The sequence below is a fragment of the Methyloceanibacter superfactus genome (assembly GCF_001723305.1).
GTDB lineage: Bacteria > Pseudomonadota > Alphaproteobacteria > Rhizobiales > Methyloligellaceae > Methyloceanibacter > Methyloceanibacter superfactus.
Genome location: NZ_LPWF01000023.1, coordinates 71196 through 88295, shown reverse-complemented (window position 1 = coordinate 88295; position 17100 = coordinate 71196). Strand labels below are relative to the sequence as shown.

At 63.2% G+C, this 17100-nt stretch carries 23 protein-coding genes; 22 read left to right on the top strand and 1 reads right to left on the bottom strand.

Features of this window, described 5'->3' with window-relative positions; genetic code table 11:
- The first annotated feature begins 27 nt into the window (after nucleotides 1–27).
- From AUC69_RS06560 to AUC69_RS06545, 4 genes are all read left to right on the top strand, one after another.
- Complete coding sequence (locus AUC69_RS06560; protein WP_244500140.1) at nucleotides 28–741, top strand: ABC transporter permease; 714 nt, start codon at nucleotides 28–30, stop codon at nucleotides 739–741.
- Between the two features lie 75 nt (nucleotides 742–816).
- Nucleotides 817–1974 (top strand): ABC transporter ATP-binding protein, encoded by a 1158-nt coding sequence (locus tag AUC69_RS06555; protein ID WP_069441576.1) that lies wholly within the window; start codon nucleotides 817–819, stop codon nucleotides 1972–1974.
- Nucleotides 1975–2024: 50 nt separating this feature from the next.
- Nucleotides 2025–3347 (top strand): omega-aminotransferase AptA, encoded by a 1323-nt coding sequence (aptA, locus tag AUC69_RS06550; protein ID WP_069441436.1) that lies wholly within the window; start codon nucleotides 2025–2027, stop codon nucleotides 3345–3347.
- Nucleotides 3348–3353: 6 nt separating this feature from the next.
- Nucleotides 3354–4850: a CoA-acylating methylmalonate-semialdehyde dehydrogenase gene (locus AUC69_RS06545; protein WP_069441435.1), complete on the top strand. Its 1497-nt coding sequence runs from the start codon at nucleotides 3354–3356 to the stop codon at nucleotides 4848–4850.
- Nucleotides 4851–4922: 72 nt separating this feature from the next.
- On the opposite strand, the gene ald is transcribed toward AUC69_RS06545, so the two are convergent.
- On the bottom strand, nucleotides 4923–6041 hold the full coding sequence (gene ald / locus AUC69_RS06540; RefSeq protein ID WP_069441575.1) for an alanine dehydrogenase: 1119 nt from the start codon (nucleotides 6039–6041) through the stop codon (nucleotides 4923–4925).
- Nucleotides 6042–6176: 135 nt separating this feature from the next.
- Here ald and AUC69_RS06535 point away from each other — a divergent pair, with 135 nt between their 5' ends.
- The 18 genes from AUC69_RS06535 to AUC69_RS06465 all read left to right on the top strand — a co-directional run bounded on the left by AUC69_RS06535 (nucleotide 6177) and on the right by AUC69_RS06465 (nucleotide 17023).
- The gene (locus tag AUC69_RS06535) at nucleotides 6177–6665 is read left to right on the top strand and encodes an Lrp/AsnC family transcriptional regulator (protein ID WP_083239166.1); all 489 of its coding nucleotides are present in this window, start codon (nucleotides 6177–6179) and stop codon (nucleotides 6663–6665) included.
- A gap of 742 nt (nucleotides 6666–7407) precedes the next feature.
- Nucleotides 7408–8640 (top strand): sigma-54 interaction domain-containing protein, encoded by a 1233-nt coding sequence (locus AUC69_RS18410; RefSeq protein ID WP_244500138.1) that lies wholly within the window; start codon nucleotides 7408–7410, stop codon nucleotides 8638–8640.
- 111 nt (nucleotides 8641–8751) lie between these two features.
- Complete coding sequence (nikR, locus tag AUC69_RS06520; RefSeq protein WP_069441433.1) at nucleotides 8752–9255, top strand: nickel-responsive transcriptional regulator NikR; 504 nt, start codon at nucleotides 8752–8754, stop codon at nucleotides 9253–9255.
- A 218-nt stretch (nucleotides 9256–9473) separates the two neighbouring features.
- Complete coding sequence (locus AUC69_RS06515; RefSeq protein WP_069441432.1) at nucleotides 9474–10070, top strand: HupE/UreJ family protein; 597 nt, start codon at nucleotides 9474–9476, stop codon at nucleotides 10068–10070.
- Between the two features lie 262 nt (nucleotides 10071–10332).
- The gene (locus tag AUC69_RS06510; RefSeq protein WP_069441431.1) at nucleotides 10333–11295 is read left to right on the top strand and encodes an NADH-quinone oxidoreductase subunit B family protein; all 963 of its coding nucleotides are present in this window, start codon (nucleotides 10333–10335) and stop codon (nucleotides 11293–11295) included.
- A gap of 57 nt (nucleotides 11296–11352) precedes the next feature.
- Nucleotides 11353–12813: a nickel-dependent hydrogenase large subunit gene (locus AUC69_RS06505; RefSeq protein ID WP_244500137.1), complete on the top strand. Its 1461-nt coding sequence runs from the start codon at nucleotides 11353–11355 to the stop codon at nucleotides 12811–12813.
- Nucleotides 12702–12953, top strand: a complete 252-nt coding sequence (locus AUC69_RS18975) for a nickel-dependent hydrogenase large subunit (protein WP_280136627.1) — start codon at nucleotides 12702–12704, stop codon at nucleotides 12951–12953. The genes AUC69_RS06505 and AUC69_RS18975 overlap by 112 nt, the downstream gene beginning before the upstream one ends.
- 94 nt (nucleotides 12954–13047) lie before the next feature.
- Nucleotides 13048–13359, top strand: a complete 312-nt coding sequence (locus AUC69_RS06500) for a hypothetical protein (protein WP_069441430.1) — start codon at nucleotides 13048–13050, stop codon at nucleotides 13357–13359.
- Between the two features lie 29 nt (nucleotides 13360–13388).
- Nucleotides 13389–13700 carry a hypothetical protein gene (locus AUC69_RS06495; RefSeq protein ID WP_069441573.1) on the top strand — a complete coding sequence of 104 codons (312 nt, stop codon included), beginning with the start codon at nucleotides 13389–13391 and terminating at the stop codon, nucleotides 13698–13700.
- Nucleotides 13701–13749: 49 nt separating this feature from the next.
- Complete coding sequence (locus AUC69_RS06490) at nucleotides 13750–14097, top strand: hydrogenase maturation protease (protein ID WP_244500136.1); 348 nt, start codon at nucleotides 13750–13752, stop codon at nucleotides 14095–14097.
- Complete coding sequence (locus tag AUC69_RS18405) at nucleotides 14097–14237, top strand: hypothetical protein (RefSeq protein WP_244500135.1); 141 nt, start codon at nucleotides 14097–14099, stop codon at nucleotides 14235–14237. Before AUC69_RS06490 ends, AUC69_RS18405 begins: the two co-directional genes overlap by 1 nt.
- The gene (locus AUC69_RS06485; protein ID WP_069441429.1) at nucleotides 14234–14554 is read left to right on the top strand and encodes a hypothetical protein; all 321 of its coding nucleotides are present in this window, start codon (nucleotides 14234–14236) and stop codon (nucleotides 14552–14554) included. Before AUC69_RS18405 ends, AUC69_RS06485 begins: the two co-directional genes overlap by 4 nt.
- 100 nt (nucleotides 14555–14654) lie before the next feature.
- Nucleotides 14655–14972, top strand: coding sequence for a hypothetical protein (locus AUC69_RS18400; RefSeq protein WP_244500134.1), 318 nt, complete (start codon nucleotides 14655–14657; stop codon nucleotides 14970–14972).
- A gap of 38 nt (nucleotides 14973–15010) precedes the next feature.
- Nucleotides 15011–15667 (top strand): hypothetical protein, encoded by a 657-nt coding sequence (locus tag AUC69_RS18395; protein ID WP_244500133.1) that lies wholly within the window; start codon nucleotides 15011–15013, stop codon nucleotides 15665–15667.
- A gap of 31 nt (nucleotides 15668–15698) precedes the next feature.
- Nucleotides 15699–15911, top strand: coding sequence for a hypothetical protein (locus AUC69_RS06475; protein ID WP_069441428.1), 213 nt, complete (start codon nucleotides 15699–15701; stop codon nucleotides 15909–15911).
- Nucleotides 15912–15931: 20 nt separating this feature from the next.
- Nucleotides 15932–16147 carry a hypothetical protein gene (locus tag AUC69_RS06470; protein WP_069441427.1) on the top strand — a complete coding sequence of 72 codons (216 nt, stop codon included), beginning with the start codon at nucleotides 15932–15934 and terminating at the stop codon, nucleotides 16145–16147.
- Nucleotides 16148–16154: 7 nt separating this feature from the next.
- Nucleotides 16155–16367 (top strand): hypothetical protein, encoded by a 213-nt coding sequence (locus AUC69_RS18390; RefSeq protein WP_244500132.1) that lies wholly within the window; start codon nucleotides 16155–16157, stop codon nucleotides 16365–16367.
- Nucleotides 16364–17023: a NifU family protein gene (locus AUC69_RS06465; protein ID WP_244500131.1), complete on the top strand. Its 660-nt coding sequence runs from the start codon at nucleotides 16364–16366 to the stop codon at nucleotides 17021–17023. The genes AUC69_RS18390 and AUC69_RS06465 overlap by 4 nt, the downstream gene beginning before the upstream one ends.
- The last annotated feature ends 77 nt before the right edge of the window (nucleotides 17024–17100 follow it).

Below are 17100 nucleotides of genomic sequence, written 5' to 3'. Positions count from 1 at the left end.
CCCCTCGAATACAATCGCGCATGGCAGATGAAGCTTTGGCTCCTCGTCGTGTTCTTCTTCCTGTATGCGCCGCTCCTCGCGCTCATCGTCTTCAGCTTCAACGACAGCAAACGCAACATCGTCTGGCGCGGCTTCACCCTTAAATACTACGAGAAGCTCTTCAACAACGATGACCTGCTGATCGCCTTCGCCAACTCGCTGACGATCGCATTCTTCGCGACACTGATTTCCCTCGTCATCGGGGCGCTGGCCGGCATTCTGTTGTGGCGCTACCGCTTCTTCGGCAAGACGGCCGTGGAGGGCGCCTTTACCCTGCCGATCGTCGTGCCGGAAATCTGCATGGGCGTCTCGATGCTCCTATTCTTCACCCGCGTTCTGCCCTGGCCCAACGATCTGATATGGCCGTTCAGCCTCGGCTCGATCATCATCGCCCATGTCTCGTTCTGCTTTCCCTTCGTCGCGCTGGTGGTCCGTGCCAGGCTCGCCAGTTTCAACACGGAGCAGGAAGAGGCTGCGCGCGATCTCGGCGCCAATGATTGGCAGGCGTTCCGCGACGTGTTGTTGCCTCATCTCAAACCTGCGCTGATCGCGGGCGCGCTGTTAGCATTTACGCTGTCACTCGACGACTTTGTGATCACGTTCTTCACCTCGGGCCCCGACACGGTCACCTTTCCGGTGAAGGTCTACTCGATGCTGCGCTTCTCGGTGCGCCCGAAGTCAACGCCGCATCGACGATGCTGATCCTTGTGACCATTGTGCTCATGGCTCTGATGATGCTGATGCAGGGCAGGGGGCAGAAAAAGCCGTAGAGGGATGATGAACGTGGACCAAGTGTCACCCGGCGGAACTGAAGCGGCCGTCAAACCTATCATCAGCTTCCGCGACATCTGTAAGCGATGGGGATCCACGGTCGGCGTGGACCATGTCAGCCTCGACATCGAGCCTGGCGAGTTCTTCGCGCTGCTCGGGCCGTCCGGCTGTGGCAAGACGACCCTTCTGCGCATGCTTGCGGGGCTCGAAGTGCCGACTGAGGGGCATGTCCTGATCGACGGTCAGGACATGGGCGATATCCCGCCAAACAAGCGCGCCGTGAATATGGTGTTCCAGTCCTACGCCGTGTTTCCGCATATGACGGTGGCAGATAACGTCGCCTATGGGCTCAAGATCGACCGCGTGCCTCAGCCGCAACGGGCGGACCGCGTGCAGGAAGCCTTAGAACTGGTGCAGCTCGGTCAGCTTGCCGACCGTAAGCCCGACCAACTCTCGGGCGGTCAGCGACAACGCGTGGCGCTGGCCCGTGCGTTGGTCAAGAAGCCGAAGGTGCTGCTGCTCGACGAGCCGCTCTCGGCGCTCGACGCCAAGTTGCGCGAAGCCATGCGCTTCGAGCTCTCCCAGTTGCAGCAGAAGGTGGGCATCACTTTCATCATGGTCACCCACGACCAGAACGAAGCCCTGGCGATTGCCTCTCGCATTGCCGTCATGAACAAGGGCTCGATCGCGCAGCTCGGTACGCCTTCGGATCTATACGAATTCCCGGCGTCGCGCTTTGTCGCCGACTTCATCGGTTCGGTGAACATGTTCGAAGGCACGCTGATCGACGACAAGCCGGACGAAGCGACTGTCGCTTGCCCCGAGCTCGAACCACATCGCATCCATGTGCCCCACGCCGTCCTCGGCCAGGAGTCGTCCAAGGTCTGGGTCGCGATCCGCCCGGAAAAAATGAACTTGCACAAAGACACCGACGCGCCGCCTTCGGTGCCAGAGTGCCCGGCGGCGCACAACGTCGCCAAGGGAGAGATCAAGGAGATTTCCTATCTCGGCGATATTTCCATCTTCCACGTCCAGCTTGCCAATGGGACGCTGGTCCGGATATCGCGTCCCAACCGATCCCGCTTTGATCAGGATGACTTTGGCTGGGGTGAGAAGGTCTGGGTCAGCTGGAGCGGTACGAGCCCGGTCGTGCTTCAAGGCTGAGGCCTTAGACTCAAATCATCATCTGAATTTCACGGCTGCGAGGCATCGACATGAGCGCCAGGCTCTCGACCAACGATCTAGAAGCCTATTGGATGCCGTTCACGGCGAACCGCCAATACAAGAAGGCGCCGCGCCTTCTCGTGAGCGCCGAACGCACCCATTACACCTCGGACGACGGACGCCGGATTCTCGACGGCACGTCGGGTCTGTGGTGCGTGGACGCCGGCCATTGCCGGCCGAAGATCATCGAGGCGATCCGCGCTCAGGTCGGCGAGCTCGACTTCGCGGGCTCGTTCCAGATCGGCCATCCCAAGGCGTTCGAATGCGCCTCGAAACTCGTCAATATCGCCCCGCCGGGCTTCGACCATGTGTTCTTCACCAACTCGGGATCGGAATCGGTCGAGACCGCGCTCAAGATGGCGATCGCCTATCATCGGGCGAAGGGCAATGCGACCAAGGTCCGGCTGATCGGCCGCGAGCGCGGCTATCACGGCGTGAATTTCGGCGGCACGTCGGTCGGCGGCATTGCCAACAATCGCAAGATGTTCGGTCCGCTCCTGAGCGGCGTCGATCACATCCGTCATACCCACGACCTGTCGCGCAATGCATTCAGCCGCGGCGAGCCCGAGCACGGCGCGGAGCTTGCCGACGACCTGGAACGGCTCGTGGCGCTCCACGACGCCTCGACCATCGCCGCCGTCATCGTCGAGCCGGTGGCGTGCTCCACGGGCGTGCTGATACCGCCCAAGGGCTATCTCAAGCGGTTGGCGGCGATCTGCGCCAAGCACGATATTCTGCTGATCTTCGACGAGGTCATCACCGCGTTCGGACGCCTCGGCACGCCCTTTGGCGCCGATTATTTCGGCGTGTTCCCCGACCTCATCACCACGGCCAAGGGCCTCACCAACGGCACCGTTCCCATGGGCGCGGTGCTGGTCAAAAAGGAGGTCCACGAGGCTTTCATGCAAGGGCCCGAGGACGTGATCGATTTCTTCCACGGCTACACCTATTCCGGCCATCCCGTCTCCTGTGCGGCGGCCATCGGCACGCTCGAAACCTATAAGGAGGAGGGGCTGCTGACGCGGGCGGCCGAGCTCGCGCCTATTGGGAGGAAGGCATCCACTCGCTCAAAGGGCTGCCCTCATATCCTCGATATTCGGAATATCGGCTTGATCGGCGCCATCGAGCTCGAGCCGATTCCCGGCGAGCCGTCGAAGCGCGCTTATAACGCCTTTGTCGAGGCGTCAACCGAGGCCCTACTCGTCCGCTCGACCGGCGACATCATCGCAATGTCGCCACCGCTGATCATCGAGAAGCAGGAGATCGATCAGTTGATCGATATTCTCTCCGGCGTTCTCAAAGCGGCCGCTTGAGCGTCGATGGAAACGATCCAGAACGCTATTGACGGACGTAATGTGACGTCCCACGCCCCCCGTGTCGCTCCCGTCTATAACCCTGCCACCGGGGAGCAGATCGCGAGCCTGCCGCTCTCGACCGCCGAGGAAGTGTCCGGTGCCGTGGCGGCCGCCGCGAGGGCCTTTGGTCCATGGGCTGCGTCGCCGCCGCTCAAGCGGGTCAAGCCCATGTTCAGGTTCAGAGAGCTGCTGGAGCGCCACGCCGACGACATCGCCCGCGCCATATCGAAGGAGCACGGCAAGACGCATGCGGACGCGCTCGGCGAACTCGCCCGCGGCATCGACGTCGTCGACTTCGCGTGCGGCATTCCACACCTGCTCAAAGGTGAGTACAGCCGCAATGTCGGGCCCGAGATCGACAGCTGGTCGGACCGCCAGCCGCTCGGCGTGGTCGCCGGCATCACACCGTTCAACTTTCCCGCCATGGTGCCGATGTGGATGTATCCGGTCGCTGTCGCATGCGGCAACACGTTCGTGCTCAAACCGTCGGAGCGCGATCCGTCCGCGCCGATGCTCATCTGGGAGTTGTTCCAGGAGGCGGGTTTCCCGCCCGGCGTGCTCAATATCGTCCATGGTGACAAGGAGGCGGTCGATGCGCTTCTCGATCATCCCGACGTCAAGGCGGTGAGTTTCGTCGGCTCTACCCCGGTCGCCGAGCACGTCTACCGGCAGGGTGCCGCCTCAGGCAAGCGCGTGCAGGCCCTCGGCGGCGCCAAGAACCACATGATCGTGATGCCGGACGCTGACATGGACCAGGCCGTCGATGCGTTGATGGGCGCGGCCTTCGGGTCGGCCGGCGAACGCTGCATGGCCATCTCGGTGGCGGTTCCCGTGGGCGAGAAGACTGCGGACCGACTGGTCGAAGCGCTCGCCCCAAAAATTCGCATGATGAAGGTCGGGCCCGCAACTGATTCCGATTCCGAGATGGGTCCCGTCATCACGGCAGCGGCACGGGACCGCATCGCGGGTCTTATTGGCCAGGGCGTCGCGGAAGGCGCCGATCTCGTGGTCGACGGCCGCGGGCTCGAGCTGCAGGGTTACGAACGCGGATTCTTTCTTGGCGGGTCGCTGTTCGACCGCGTGACCAAGGACATGGCCATCTACAAGACCGAGATCTTCGGCCCCGTGCTGTCCGTCGTCCGAGCCGGGGGATATGAAGAAGCCGCCCATCTGGTCAACAGCCACGAGTTCGGCAACGGCACCGCGATCTTCACCCGCGACGGCGACGTCGCCCGCGCCTTTGCCGATCAGATCGAGGCGGGCATGGTCGGCATCAATGTGCCGATCCCCGTACCTGTCGCCTATCATTCCTTCGGCGGCTGGAAGCGGTCTCTGTTCGGCGATCTTGCTGTCTACGGTCCGGAAGGCGTGCGCTTCTACACGCGCCTCAAGACCGTGACCGCGCGCTGGCCAACCGGCATTCGTGGCGGCGCGCAGTTCGATTTTCCTAGTCTGAAGTGAAATGCCGGTCCGCTTCGAGGGGGAGAAACGGACCGGCAACGGACGCGGGGGGATTTGCGTCCGGGGGAAAACTTAAGCGGCTGCTAGCGCAAACCGCTCCGCCGGGGCGTGCCCAAAGCCGAGCGAGGCGGCGACGGCTGGGTGCGTGATCCGGCCGCCGTGGACATTCACTCCCGCGGCCAGATGAGGATCGTCGAGCGCGGCCAAGCCCTTGTCCGCGAGCTTGAGGACGAACGGAAGCGTCGCGTTATTGAGCGCCTGGGCGGACGTTGTCGGGACCGCGCCAGGCATGTTGGCCACGCAGTAGTGAATGATGCCGTCGACCTCGAAGGTCGGATCGGCGTGCGTCGTGGGTCGCGACGTCTCGAAACAGCCGCCCTGATCGATGGAAACATCGACGAGCACGGCGCCGCGCTTCATCTGGGCGAGCATGTCGCGGCGGACGAGCTTCGGCGCGCTGGCGCCGGCGATCAGCACCGCCCCGACCACCACGTCGGCGCCTAGGACTTCGGTCTCGACGGTGTCCAAGGTCGAGGCGAGCGTGCGCACGCGCCCCTTGAACAGCTCGTCGAGCTGCCTCAGGCGCGGCAGCGAGCGGTCGATGATCGACACCTCGGCGCCGAGGCCGGCGGCCATGCGGGCGGCATGCGTGCCAACGACACCGCCGCCTAGCACCACAACCTTGGCGGGACGCACGCCCGGGACGCCGCCCATGAGCACACCACGGCCGCCCGTTGGACGACGAAGTGCAATCGCGGCGGCCTCGATGGCCAGTCGGCCGGCGACCTCACTCATGGGAGCAAGGAGGGGTAGACCCCCGGCGGAATCGGTCACTGTTTCATAAGCGATGGCCGTCGCGCCGGACTGCATAAGCCCCTGGGCCTGTTCCGGATCGGGAGCGAGGTGAAGATAGGTGAAGAGAATCTGGTGCGGCTTCAGCCGGCGGTACTCGACCGCCTGGGGCTCCTTCACCTTGACGATCATGTCGGCGGCATCAAACACGGCGTCGGCCGTTGGCAGGATTTGCGCGCCGGCCTTCTCGTAGGCCGCGTCATCGGCGAAAATTCCGGCGCCGGCCCCGGCCTGGACCACGACGTCGTGGCCCCGCGCCGTCAGCTCACGAACCGAGCTGGGGACGAGCCCCACGCGAAACTCGTTGTTCTTGATCTCTGTCGGTACACCGATGCGCATGATCCACTCCATCAGGGATGCGGTTTTTGGTGCAGAATATTGGCATTTTGCGCGCTAGGTTACCCGGCGTTTTCTCAGCCACATCCGGCCTTTTGTGCTATAAAGCTTGTTCAAATCGCCACAAGGCGCAGAAAAATGAAAGAAATGGACCTAGATGCGCTGGATCGCGCGATCCTCGGAGCCCTCCTGGAGGACGGGCGTCAGAGCCAAGTCGATCTCGCCGAACGCATTCCGCTATCGGCCACGGCGATCGCCCGGCGCATTCGGGCGCTCGAAGAGAAAGACGTCATCGAGGGGTATCAGGCGCGCCTCAATCGCCATGCGCTCGGTCTCGGCATGACCGTCGTCGTGCAGATCAGCCTCAAGAGCCAGAATGAAGATCTTCTCAAGGCCTTCGAGGAGGCCATCACGCTGGCGCCGTCGGTAGTCTCCTGCCACTTGATGTCAGGCGAGGACGACTATTTCGTCACGGTCCTGGCGCGCGACCTCGACGATTTCGAGCGCATCCATAAAGAGGAGCTGTCGCGACTCCCCGGCGTCGCCCGACTGAAGTCAAGCTTCGCCCTGCGGGAGGTCGCCAGCCGTCCTCTGCCGGCGTCTTGCCTGCTCCCAGCGCGAAAGTGACGCTGGCGGAACCCAAACCCCTGCAGTCTGCGCTTCTGCAACGACATGGCTTGTGACACCTGACACCACACCGGCGCGACGTTCAGCGCAGCCTCGTTCCAGGGCGACAGAGTCGGTCCGACTTCCGCTTCCTGCCCCAACGGCCGACACGATCTTCGGAGTGCGATTTAGGCATTCGGGCCGCATGGACCCGAGGCGACCCCGTGCGAGGTCGGCTGCACGCCGCAAATTGATTGAACCGGCGGCAACTGCTAAGAAGGTATTCTAACTGACAAGCGAGTTGCTATGGAACAGCTCGGGACAGTATTGGCGGTCTCCCGGACGCCTGACGCGTGGGCCGATGCGCTGAAGCTTCTTTCGAGCCTATATGCCTATCGCGTTCTTGCCGTCCCATCGACGGCAGATGCCCAAGCTGCGCTCGCCGACGCCCATGTGGACCTGGTGATCGCCGACGGTGACGGAAACGGCGAGGGGCTCGACCTCCTATCCGCCCTGCGTATCTCCCATCCAGATGTCATTCGCATCCTCGCGCTCGACCCGCAATCAGACCTTGCGCCCCAGCCTTGTCGGCGGCGGCGATCTATCAATTCTTGCGCAAGCCCCTCGATGCCGACCAGGTTGGCCTGGTGGTCAAGCGGGCGCTGGAGACCCGTGAGTTGGCCCGCCGTCATCGCCTCTTGTCTCGCGAGTCAAATTCTCCGGCGAATCTCTTGGCGTCGACGGCCGGGTAGGTCTTCCCCTCGTGCCCGAAAGCCAACGGTTCGAGAAGCTGGTCTATGTGAGCGAGAAGATGGCTGAGCTTTGCGACCTCGCGCGGAAGGCCGCCAAGACGGAACTCCCCATCCTGATCCAGGGCGAGACCGGCACGGGCAAGGAGTTGCTCGCTCGCGGCATCCACTACAACTCGGCCCGGCGCACCAGCCCGCTCATGATCCAGAACTGCGGAGGGATGCCTGACGAGCTCTTGCAGTCAGAGCTATTTGGACACAAGCGCGGTTCCTTCACCGGCGCCATCTCCGACCGGCTCGGTCTGTTTCGGGCCGCCGACAATGGCACCGTATTTCTCGACGAGATCTCGGAGGTCTCGCCGTCGTTCCAAGTGAGTCTGTTGCGCTTCCTCCAGGAGGGCGAGGTGAAGCCGCTCGGCTCCGACAAGACGGAAACATGCAATGTGCGCGTCATCGTCGCGTCGAACCGTCCGTTGAAGGCGATGGCCGAGGCGGGCAAGTTCCGCAAGGACCTCTATTTCCGCTTGCGGGGCTTCGAGCTCGAAGTGGCACCCCTGCGGGACCGGCCCGACGACATACCGGCGCTCGCGGAGTTTTTCGCCGCCAAGCACAGCAATGCTATCGGTCGGAAGGTGCTGGGCATCTCGGCGAGCGTGCTCGAGAAGCTCCTTCATTTCGATTGGCCCGGCAATGTGCGCGAGCTGGAAAACGAGATCCGGCGCATGGTTGCGCTGGCCAAGGACGGCGAATATTTGACGACGGAAACGCTTTCGCCTGCCATATTGGCGACAGCGCCGCGTGTGCCTCGCGCCGGTGGCTTTATGCCGGAAGGGGTTACTCTCAAAGAGAAGGTCGAGAGTTTGGAGAAGCAACTCGTCGGCGAAGTGCTATCGCGGCATCGATGGAACCAGAGCAGGCGGCGCACGAACTTGGTCTCTCTCGCGTTGGTCTTGCCAACAAGATCAAGCGCTACGGGCTTGCCGAAACGAGCTAGTGCCATGGCGGACTCTGACGACGACAATAACAAACCCCCTGCCGACGCCGCGGTCCTCCGCTTTCCTCAGTCGCGCGTGCGTCTGCCCGGTAGCGAGGAGCCCGTGAAGCTCATCGGCACGCGCGCGCTTGCGGGCACTCTCGGCGCGCCGTCGGAGCAGACCACGGGGCATTGGTGCAGCCGTTGCCGCGGCATCTGGTACGGCTACCTGCTCGATGTGACGTGCCCGGCTTGTGGAAATCGTCACGGTTGAGCCGGTCGCTTCAAACGAAAAATCATGCCTAGATTGCGATTGTTGACCGGCGCGGCAAACCTCGCGGCGGGCTGTCTGGACACGCCGACTTCCATTGGAGAGACCCAATAAATGCAACGCGTTACCATCACCCTCGACGACGACCTCATGGACGAGCTCGACACCATCATCGCGGCTCGGGGGTACCAGAACCGCTCCGAGGCGATCCGCGACCTGGCGCGCGCCGGCATTCGCGAGGCGGCCGAGCATGTCCACGGGCAGCGTGACTGCGTAGCGGCGCTCGTCTATGTCTACGACCACGCCGCGCGCCAGCTGTCCAAGCGTCTGACCAAGGCGTTTCACGACCATCACGAGATGTCGCTCGCGTCTCTCCATGTGCATCTCGACCACGACACCTGTCTCGAGGTAACGGTGCTGCGCGGCAAGTCGGACGACGTCCAGCATTTTGGCGAGCATGTCATCGCCGAGCGCGGCGTTCGCCATGGCGAGATCGTCCGCATGCCGGTCGAGCAGCCTGCCAAGCCGGCACGCAAACATTCCGCGCATAGTCATGGCCATGGAGGCAAGACGCCGGCACGCGCGAAGCGCAAACGCGCCGTAACGCGCGGCAGGTAGATTGGCAGCAGGGCGCCCGCGCGCATCTCGCCGAAATCGCGTGCCGTCATCATCGAGACCAGTCGATAAGAGAAGACGCCGCGATCTGCATACCAAGTATGCAGGCGCAATTTTCTTGCGTGTGGGTCCGTGTGAGTAGTTGTCGCTGCATGGTATGATGTCTATTCTGATAGTGCTTACCGCTAAGAAAGACACACGACATAAGAGGGAGGTTGTCCATGAAGCGGTTCATTCTTCAGCTGACAGTTTCGGCGCTTTGTCTCGTTCCTACCGCCGCTCTCGCCCACACGGGCGTGGGTGACGCGAGTGGCTTCATGCACGGCTTCATGCATCCGCTCGGTGGTCTCGATCATCTGCTCGCCATGGTCATGGTGGGCATCTTCGCCTACCAGCTCGGCGGCCGCGCGCTCTGGCTCGTGCCGCTGACATTCGTTGCCGTCATGGCGCTCGGCGGGTTTCTCGGTGTCGCGGCCGTGCCGGTGCCGTTCGTCGAGATCGGTATCGCGCTGTCGGTCATCGTACTCGGAGCAATTGTCGCCTTTGGTATCAAGGCGCCGGTCGCTGTGGCCATGGGGCTTGCGGGACTATTCGCTATCTTCCATGGCCATGCTCACGGCTCGGAGATGCCGATGGCTGTCTCGGGCGCCATGTACGCTGCCGGGTTCATGCTTGCCACCGCAACGCTGCACGCGGCCGGCATCGGCCTCGGGATTCTTGCCGGAACGATGAGCCAGACCTACGGCAAGACGGTTTATCGCGTCGCCGGTGGCGTGGCCTCCGTCGCGGGTGTCGCTCTCCTGATCGGCTACGCCTAGCCGCGCATTCAAGACGCGAAGAAAATGATCGGCGCCGTTCTGGCGCCGATTTTTTTTTGTGAGGTCACCTGCAAAGCAACTATTCAACTGCAAAGATAGTTGGCTTGCCATCGCGCTAAATTATTGCGTTGCAACAATATTTCGCTTCGCCCTAACATCTTGCCATCATTGAATTGTTCTTATTCTAAGCCGCCCTGGCACGTCGCTTGCTCTTCCGATTAACCAATGGCGGCACTCAAGCCGCCGTTTGCGGAGGAAGCAGATGGCCAATCTTTTGTGGCTCCAGGGCGGGGCCTGCTCCGGCAACACCATGTCGTTCCTCAATGCGGAGGAGCCCAGCGCCTGCGATCTCGTTACGGATTTCGGGATCAATGTCCTGTGGCACCCCTCACTTGGGGTCGAACTCGGCGAGAATCTGAAGCGGCTGCTCGACGCCATCGTGTCCGGCGAGGTGGCGCTGGATATCTTCGTCTTCGAAGGCACGGTGGTGAACGCGCCAGCTGGCACCGGCGAGTGGAACCGCTTCTGCGGGCGGCCGATGAAGGATTGGGTGGCCGACCTCGCCAAGGTCGCGACCTTCACCGTCGCCGTCGGCGATTGCGCCACCTGGGGCGGCATCCCGGCGACGGCGCCGAACCCGTCCGAGAGCGAAGGCCTGCAATTCCTCAAGCGCGAGCACGGTGGCTTCCTCGGCAAGGAATACACGTCCAAGGCCGGACTGCCGGTGATCAACATCCCCGGCTGCCCCGCTCATCCCGACTGGATCACGCAGATCGTCGTGGCCGTGGCCACCGGGCGCGGTGGCGATCTCACGCTCGATGAGTTCCAGCGGCCGAAGACGTTCTTCACGAGCTTCACGCAGACCGGCTGCACCCGCAACATGCACTTCGCCTACAAGGTCTCGGCGACCGAGTTCGGCCAGCGCAAGGGCTGCCTGTTCTATGACCTCGGCTGCCGCGGACCGATGACCCACTCGCCCTGCAACCGCATCCTGTGGAACCGCGTGTCGTCGAAGACCCGTGCCGGCATGCCGTGCCTTGGCTGCACCGAGCCCGAGTTCCCGTTCTTCGATCTCGAACCCGGAACGCTGTTCAAGACTCAGACGGTCATGGGCGCGCCGAAGGACATGCCGACAGGCGTCGACAAGGCCGGCTACATCAAACTCACCGCTGCCGCCAAGGCGGCCTCTCCGGCTTGGGCCGAGGAAGATCTGTTCGTCGTTTGACTTGGCTCAAGAGCGCTGGCTCTGGCCACGCCATCACTTTCAGGGAGGAAGGTCCCCATGTCCGCTGCAGCAGTACAAACTCTCGACATCTCGCCGGTCGGCCGCGTTGAAGGCGACCTTGACGTGCGGGTCGACGTCGAGGACGGCGTCGTTATCAATGCCTGGACGCAAGCCGAGTTGTTCCGCGGCTTTGAGGTCATTTTGCGCGACAAGGACCCACAAGCCGGCCTCGTGGTGACGCCGCGCGCCTGCGGTATTTGCGGCGCCTCACATCTGACCTGCGCCGCCTGGGCGCTCGACACCGCCTGGGGAACCGAAGTGCCGCGCAATGCCATCCTGGCGCGCAATCTCGGCCAGATCGTCGAGACGATCCAGAGCCTGCCACGGCATCACTATGGCCTGTTCATGATCGACTACACGCATAAGAACTATGCGAAGTCGCAATATTATCAGGAGGCCGTGAAGCGTTGGGCGCCCTTCACCGGAACCAACTACGAGCTTGGCGTGACCATCTCGGGCCGGCCAGTCGAGATCTACGCTCTGCTCGGCGGCCAGTGGCCGCATTCGAGCTACATGGTACCGGGCGGCGTGATGTGCGCGCCGACGCTCACCGACGTCACCCGCGCCTGGTCGATCCTCGAGCACTTCCGGCGCAACTGGATGGAGCCCGTGTGGTACGGCTGCTCGCTCGAGCGCTACGAGGAGATCCAGTCCTACGACGATTTCTTGGCTTGGCTCGACGAGCGCCCGGAGCATGCCAACTCCGATCTCGGTCTATTTTGGCGGATGAGCCAGGACATCGGCCTCGACAAATACGGCGAGGGTCTCGGCAAGTATGTGAGCTGGGGCTACATGCCGCACGAGGACAAGTACAACAAGCCGACCATCGAAGGCCGTAATGCTGCGGTGATCATGAAATCCGGTGTCTATGACGGCAAGGCCGACACCCACAAGACCATGGATCAAGTGTTCACCCGCGAGGATATCAAGCACGCTTGGTACGACGAGCCGGGCGGCTTGCATCCCTTCGACCGCACAACGAATCCGGTGCAGAAGAATACGGTCGATCCGGCCGGGAAATATTCCTGGGCCACCGCTGTGCGGCATGACGAGAACGGACGCCTCGAGGCCGGCCCGCTGTCGCGTCAGCTCATCGCCGGCGGCACCCATGGCGAGTCCTGGCAGTATCACAGCCCGCTTGTGCTCGACATGTATCGTAAGATGGGCGGTCCGAGCGTGTTGCTTCGGCACTTCGCGCGCATGCATGAAGGCGCTAAGCTATATCGTGAAGCCGAGCGTTGCCTGCGTGAGTTCAAGTTGAATGATCCCTGGTACATCAAACCGACGGAGCAGGACGGTCGCGGCTGGGGCGCACCGAGGCGGCCCGCGGCGCGCTGTGCCACTGGATCGAAGTCGAGGGCGGCAAGATCAAGAACTACCAGATCATTGCTCCCACGACCTGGAATGTCGGCCCTCGCGCCGCGGACGAGGAGAGGGGCCCGATTGAGGAGGCGTTGATCGGCACCCCAATTGCGGATGCGCACGACCCGGTGGAGGTTGGCCATGTCTGTCGCTCGTACGATTCGTGCCTCGTCTGCACCGTTCACGCGCACGACGCGCGGACCGGAGAAGAACTTGCGCGGTTCCGCACAGCCTGACCCGAGACCACAGGGCGAACCAGACGGGCCCGGTGAAACGTCTGCCTGCCGGACTGCGGAGTCCGGCCAGGCCATGGAGCTCAGAGGGTCGCCAATGGGGTCGGACCGGGAAGATGTGCTGAAGACCATTGCCGAGATGCTTGCGGCTGGCCTCGAGACCGAGGTCGAGCCGTTTCCGGAGACCGACAAGGAATTCGGCGATATCCTCATCAAGCTCCGGCAGCTCGGCCCGGATGACTTGGAGGGCAAGCTCGTCATCGGCGGCTTCGTGGACCACCCTTACGGTCCCGAGCAGCAGCGCTGCATGGAGTGCATGTATTTTCTCGTGCACCGCAAGTGGTGCGATCTGCCGGAACTGGCGGTGCCAGTCGAGCCCGAATGGTGGTGCCGGCTCTGGCGGATCTGACAGCGTCTGCCGAGACCCGGGAGTGCGCCGTGAATGATGACGATGGAAAGCGCGAGGAAATCAAAGCCCTGTTGACGGGGGGGCTCAAGATCGAGGCGTTCCCGCGCGCCGACACGCATGAGGCGGTGCAAGCCATCGTCGCGCAGTTGCAAGCCGCCAAGGGCGATCTCAAGGCGCGTCTCGCGATTGGTGGCTTTACGCTCACCCCGATCGAGCACGACGGCATCGAGCAATCTTGCGAGACCTGCATGTATTACAAGGTCCATCGCCGTTATTGCGAGCTGCCGGAGCTTGAAGTTCCCGTGGAGCCGGAGTGGTCCTGCCGGCTTTGGCGCATTTGATGCGCATGTCCCCAACTCTTCTCGCCCTTCATCGCACCGGTCGGCGCTCATGATCGCTGTCATCGCCTGTGGAAACGCCAATCGCCGCGACGATGGTGCGGGCCCCGAGGTCATGCGCGCGCTCAAAGCCGGGACCCTTGGTGGCAAGGGTCCCGATGTGCGCCTGCTCGACGCGGGAACCGACGGCATGGCGGTGATGTTCGCGGCCCGCGGTTGCCGCTCCCTCATCGTCATCGACGCCTGCCGTTCGGGCTCCGAACCCGGTGCCGTCTTCGAGGTGCCGGGCGCGAGCTGCAACAGCGCTACCAGCCCTCGCTCAATCTGCACGATTTTCGCTGGGACCACGCGCTTCATGCGGGGCGCAGCATCTACGGCGCGGATTTCCCTGACGACGTGATGGTGCTGTTGATCGAGGCGGCCGACGTCGATCTCGGCCTCGGGCTCACCCCGCGAGTCGCCGCGGCGGTGACCAAGGTCGCGGCTCGCATCGAAGGACTGGTCGAGGCGCGCATGGCCAAGATGACGGCGGACGGATGAGCGATCCGGCCAGCGTGTCCGTGCGGCGCGGCAGCCTCTATCTCGCCCGCGAAGTTTACGACCGCTATTTTCCGGGGCTCGATGCGGTCGTCCTCTTACGGCGCGAGGACGATCTGCTGATCCTGCCGGTCCGGCACGCCGCATCCGGCGGCTATCTCTTGAAGCTCCGTAACGGCGCCGGCGACCGGGTGGTGAGCGCACCGGACTTCTTCCGTGAGCAGGGGATCGGCGAGGACATGGAACTCTGCCTTCCCGTGACGTGGAGCCCGGAAAAGGCGGCTTTGTGCGCGGTCGATATCTTTAAACTGCCAACTTAGTTTGCAGTTCGCGAATGATCTAGACAGTTTTTCTCAACTCCGTTAGCATGACTTCAATCAGAAAAACGCGCCTCAAGGTGGAGTTGGGAGGGTACCTGGAGTGTTGGCTCAGCGAGTCACCGAAGAGGTGCGGGCGGCGTTGGCGGTGGCCGACGATCAGGCGGCGAGCCCGGTCGAGCGCGCCGAGATGCTGATGGAAATCGCGCTCGGTCTGCAGCAGCGTCCCAAGACCCCCGACCAGTTGCACGCCGCCGTCGAGCTCTACGACAAAGCGCTGTCTGTCTGTCCCGAAAACCAAGACTTGCTGCGGGCCCGCATCACGGCACGTAAGGGCACCGCGCTCCAGGCCATCCCCGAGCAAGGCACCGAGTCCCTGGAGCTTGCTCGGTCGGCCTCGATGCGGCGATCCCGATCCTAATGCGATCCGGGAGCGCGGAAGAGGTGGCCGAGGCCGAAATGAATCAGGGTGTCGTCGTGCAGGCTCTCGCTGGCATGAACCGCGCCCGCATCACCGATGCCATCTCCGCCTATCAACGCGCGCTGCGCACCTTCAACGGTGCCAACCATCCCGAAGAATTCGCCATTCTCCAGAACAATCTCGCCACCGCCTTTCTGTCGATGCCCTTCACCGACGATCGGGGGAAGATGCGCGAAGCGCTCGCCGTGCAGGCCTTCGAGGAGGGCCTCAAGGTGGTCAACATCGTCGATCACCCGTCCGAATACGCGATGCTCCAGAACAATCTCGGCAACGCGCTGCAATACGCGTCATCGAGCCACGCGATCGAGAACAATCTCCGCGCGCTCGACGCCTATGACGAGGCGCTGAAAGTCCGCACGCGCGAGGCGGCTCCCCTCGAATACGCCAACACCATCGCCAACAAGGCGAACTGCCTGTGGAACCTGCCCGACGATCCGGCGGCGCCGACCCATGGCAACCGCGCCAACCTCACCAAAGCGCGCGCCTACTACGCCGAGGCGCGGGAAATTTTCATGTCCAATGGCGAAGCCGACAAAGCCCGCATCGTGGCCGAGGCGGTGACCCAGATCGAGCGCGAGATCTTGGCGCTGCCGGAGGCCAGCGGCAAGGGCGCCGCCACGGAAGCCATGAACTGACGGAAGTTTGAGCGAGAAGGAGAACGGAAGGGTGGAAAGCGGGGATTTGTCCATTGTCGGAGCGGCAGTCGCTCTCATCGCGGGAGCGGCCGCGTCCCTCGTGGGCGGCGCGATCGGCGGCGTCTTGGTCGGCGGCAAGGCGCTCGGCAACGAGCTAGCCGCTTTGATGGGCGGCTTCTACGGACCACTCGCGGGTGTGCCGGGCCTCGTGGTCGGGCTCATCGTGCTCGCACTCATAGGCTGAGGGAGGCGCATCATGTGTCCATGGCAACGAACTCCATGACGCTCTTCTTCCAAGGCAAGTTGTTCGCCGATCCGAGTAAGGCCTATCGCCAGCTTGCCGTCGGTGGCGGTGTCACCGCCGTCGTCTTGGTCGTCCTATCGTTGATCGGCGCACCGGTCTGGCTTGCCGCCATCGTCGGCGGGCTGATCGGCGGCGCGATCCAGCCTTACCTCTTCAAGGATCTCAAATACCGCTGAGGGCAGTATGAACGTCGTCGACACGACTCCAACAAAGCGCAACGACCTCGCCGAGTTTCTGAGCGATGTCGAACGGCTGGAGTCGATCTTCGCGACATGGGAAGAGACGCCGCGCAATGTCGTGGCGGCCTATCGGACGGCCATCGAGACATTGCATGGCGAAGCGCTCACTCGTCTCGTGCGGGCGCTGAAGGAGACCCGGCCGCGCTTGCGGCGATGAAGCGGGCCATCGGCGATGAGATCGTCTACGCCGTGCTGCGGCGCCACGGCATCCTGAAGGCAAGCTTGCCCGAGCGGGTCGAGGTGGCGCTTGCCGGCATCCGCCCGATGCTCGCCTCTCATGGCGGCGATGTGGAGCTGGTCAAGGTGGCACCGCCCGTCATTGAAGTCCGCTTCCTTGGCGCGTGCGACGGCTGCCCCGCCTCGCAGCTCACCTTCCATGCCGGCGTCAAGAAGGCGGTCGAGGAGTCGTGTCCCGAGATCACCGAGGTTCGTCAAGTGAAGGGGTCGGGCGCCGTGAACGAGAACGCCGTTCATTTCGTCAGCCCCTTTGCCGCTGCCGCTACCGACAACTGGGTCGACGCCGGCACCCTTGAGGAGATCCCAGAAGGCGGCGTGCGCTCCATGGTCGTTGGCGGTGAGAAGCTGCTCCTGTCGCGCCGCGGCACGATGGTCACCTGTTTCCAGAATGCCTGCGCCCATCTCGGCTTCCCCCTTCAGGACGGCGAGGTCGAGGACGGCATCATCACCTGTCCGCATCACGGTTTTCGCTACGACCTCGGGAGCGGCGAATGTTTGACGGCGCCCGAGGTCCAATTGCAGTCCCACGCCGTGCGCGTGACCGGCAGCAAGGTCGAAGTGAGGCTTGTCGTTTAATCATGCGCGTCTCACTCGCTCCCATCCATTTGCGCACCCGGCCGGCCGACACTGTGGCCGCTCGCGCCGACCAGAGG

What these genes read in the sequence shown, in the direction of transcription:
- AUC69_RS06560 (WP_244500140.1), top strand. Translation starts at nt 28, where the DNA reads ATGAAGCTTTGGCTCCTCGTCGTGTTCTTCTTCCTGTATGCGCCGCTC.
- AUC69_RS06555 (WP_069441576.1), top strand. Translation starts at nt 817, where the DNA reads ATGAACGTGGACCAAGTGTCACCCGGCGGAACTGAAGCGGCCGTCAAA.
- aptA (WP_069441436.1), top strand. Translation starts at nt 2,025, where the DNA reads ATGAGCGCCAGGCTCTCGACCAACGATCTAGAAGCCTATTGGATGCCG.
- AUC69_RS06545 (WP_069441435.1), top strand. Translation starts at nt 3,354, where the DNA reads ATGGAAACGATCCAGAACGCTATTGACGGACGTAATGTGACGTCCCAC.
- ald (WP_069441575.1), bottom strand. Translation starts at nt 6,041, where the DNA reads ATGCGCATCGGTGTACCGACAGAGATCAAGAACAACGAGTTTCGCGTG.
- AUC69_RS06535 (WP_083239166.1), top strand. Translation starts at nt 6,177, where the DNA reads ATGAAAGAAATGGACCTAGATGCGCTGGATCGCGCGATCCTCGGAGCC.
- nikR (WP_069441433.1), top strand. Translation starts at nt 8,752, where the DNA reads ATGCAACGCGTTACCATCACCCTCGACGACGACCTCATGGACGAGCTC.
- AUC69_RS06515 (WP_069441432.1), top strand. Translation starts at nt 9,474, where the DNA reads ATGAAGCGGTTCATTCTTCAGCTGACAGTTTCGGCGCTTTGTCTCGTT.
- AUC69_RS06510 (WP_069441431.1), top strand. Translation starts at nt 10,333, where the DNA reads ATGGCCAATCTTTTGTGGCTCCAGGGCGGGGCCTGCTCCGGCAACACC.
- AUC69_RS06505 (WP_244500137.1), top strand. Translation starts at nt 11,353, where the DNA reads ATGTCCGCTGCAGCAGTACAAACTCTCGACATCTCGCCGGTCGGCCGC.
- AUC69_RS06500 (WP_069441430.1), top strand. Translation starts at nt 13,048, where the DNA reads ATGGGGTCGGACCGGGAAGATGTGCTGAAGACCATTGCCGAGATGCTT.
- AUC69_RS06490 (WP_244500136.1), top strand. Translation starts at nt 13,750, where the DNA reads ATGATCGCTGTCATCGCCTGTGGAAACGCCAATCGCCGCGACGATGGT.
- AUC69_RS18405 (WP_244500135.1), top strand. Translation starts at nt 14,097, where the DNA reads ATGGTGCTGTTGATCGAGGCGGCCGACGTCGATCTCGGCCTCGGGCTC.
- AUC69_RS06485 (WP_069441429.1), top strand. Translation starts at nt 14,234, where the DNA reads ATGAGCGATCCGGCCAGCGTGTCCGTGCGGCGCGGCAGCCTCTATCTC.
- AUC69_RS18395 (WP_244500133.1), top strand. Translation starts at nt 15,011, where the DNA reads ATGAATCAGGGTGTCGTCGTGCAGGCTCTCGCTGGCATGAACCGCGCC.
- AUC69_RS06470 (WP_069441427.1), top strand. Translation starts at nt 15,932, where the DNA reads ATGGCAACGAACTCCATGACGCTCTTCTTCCAAGGCAAGTTGTTCGCC.
- AUC69_RS18390 (WP_244500132.1), top strand. Translation starts at nt 16,155, where the DNA reads ATGAACGTCGTCGACACGACTCCAACAAAGCGCAACGACCTCGCCGAG.
- AUC69_RS06465 (WP_244500131.1), top strand. Translation starts at nt 16,364, where the DNA reads ATGAAGCGGGCCATCGGCGATGAGATCGTCTACGCCGTGCTGCGGCGC.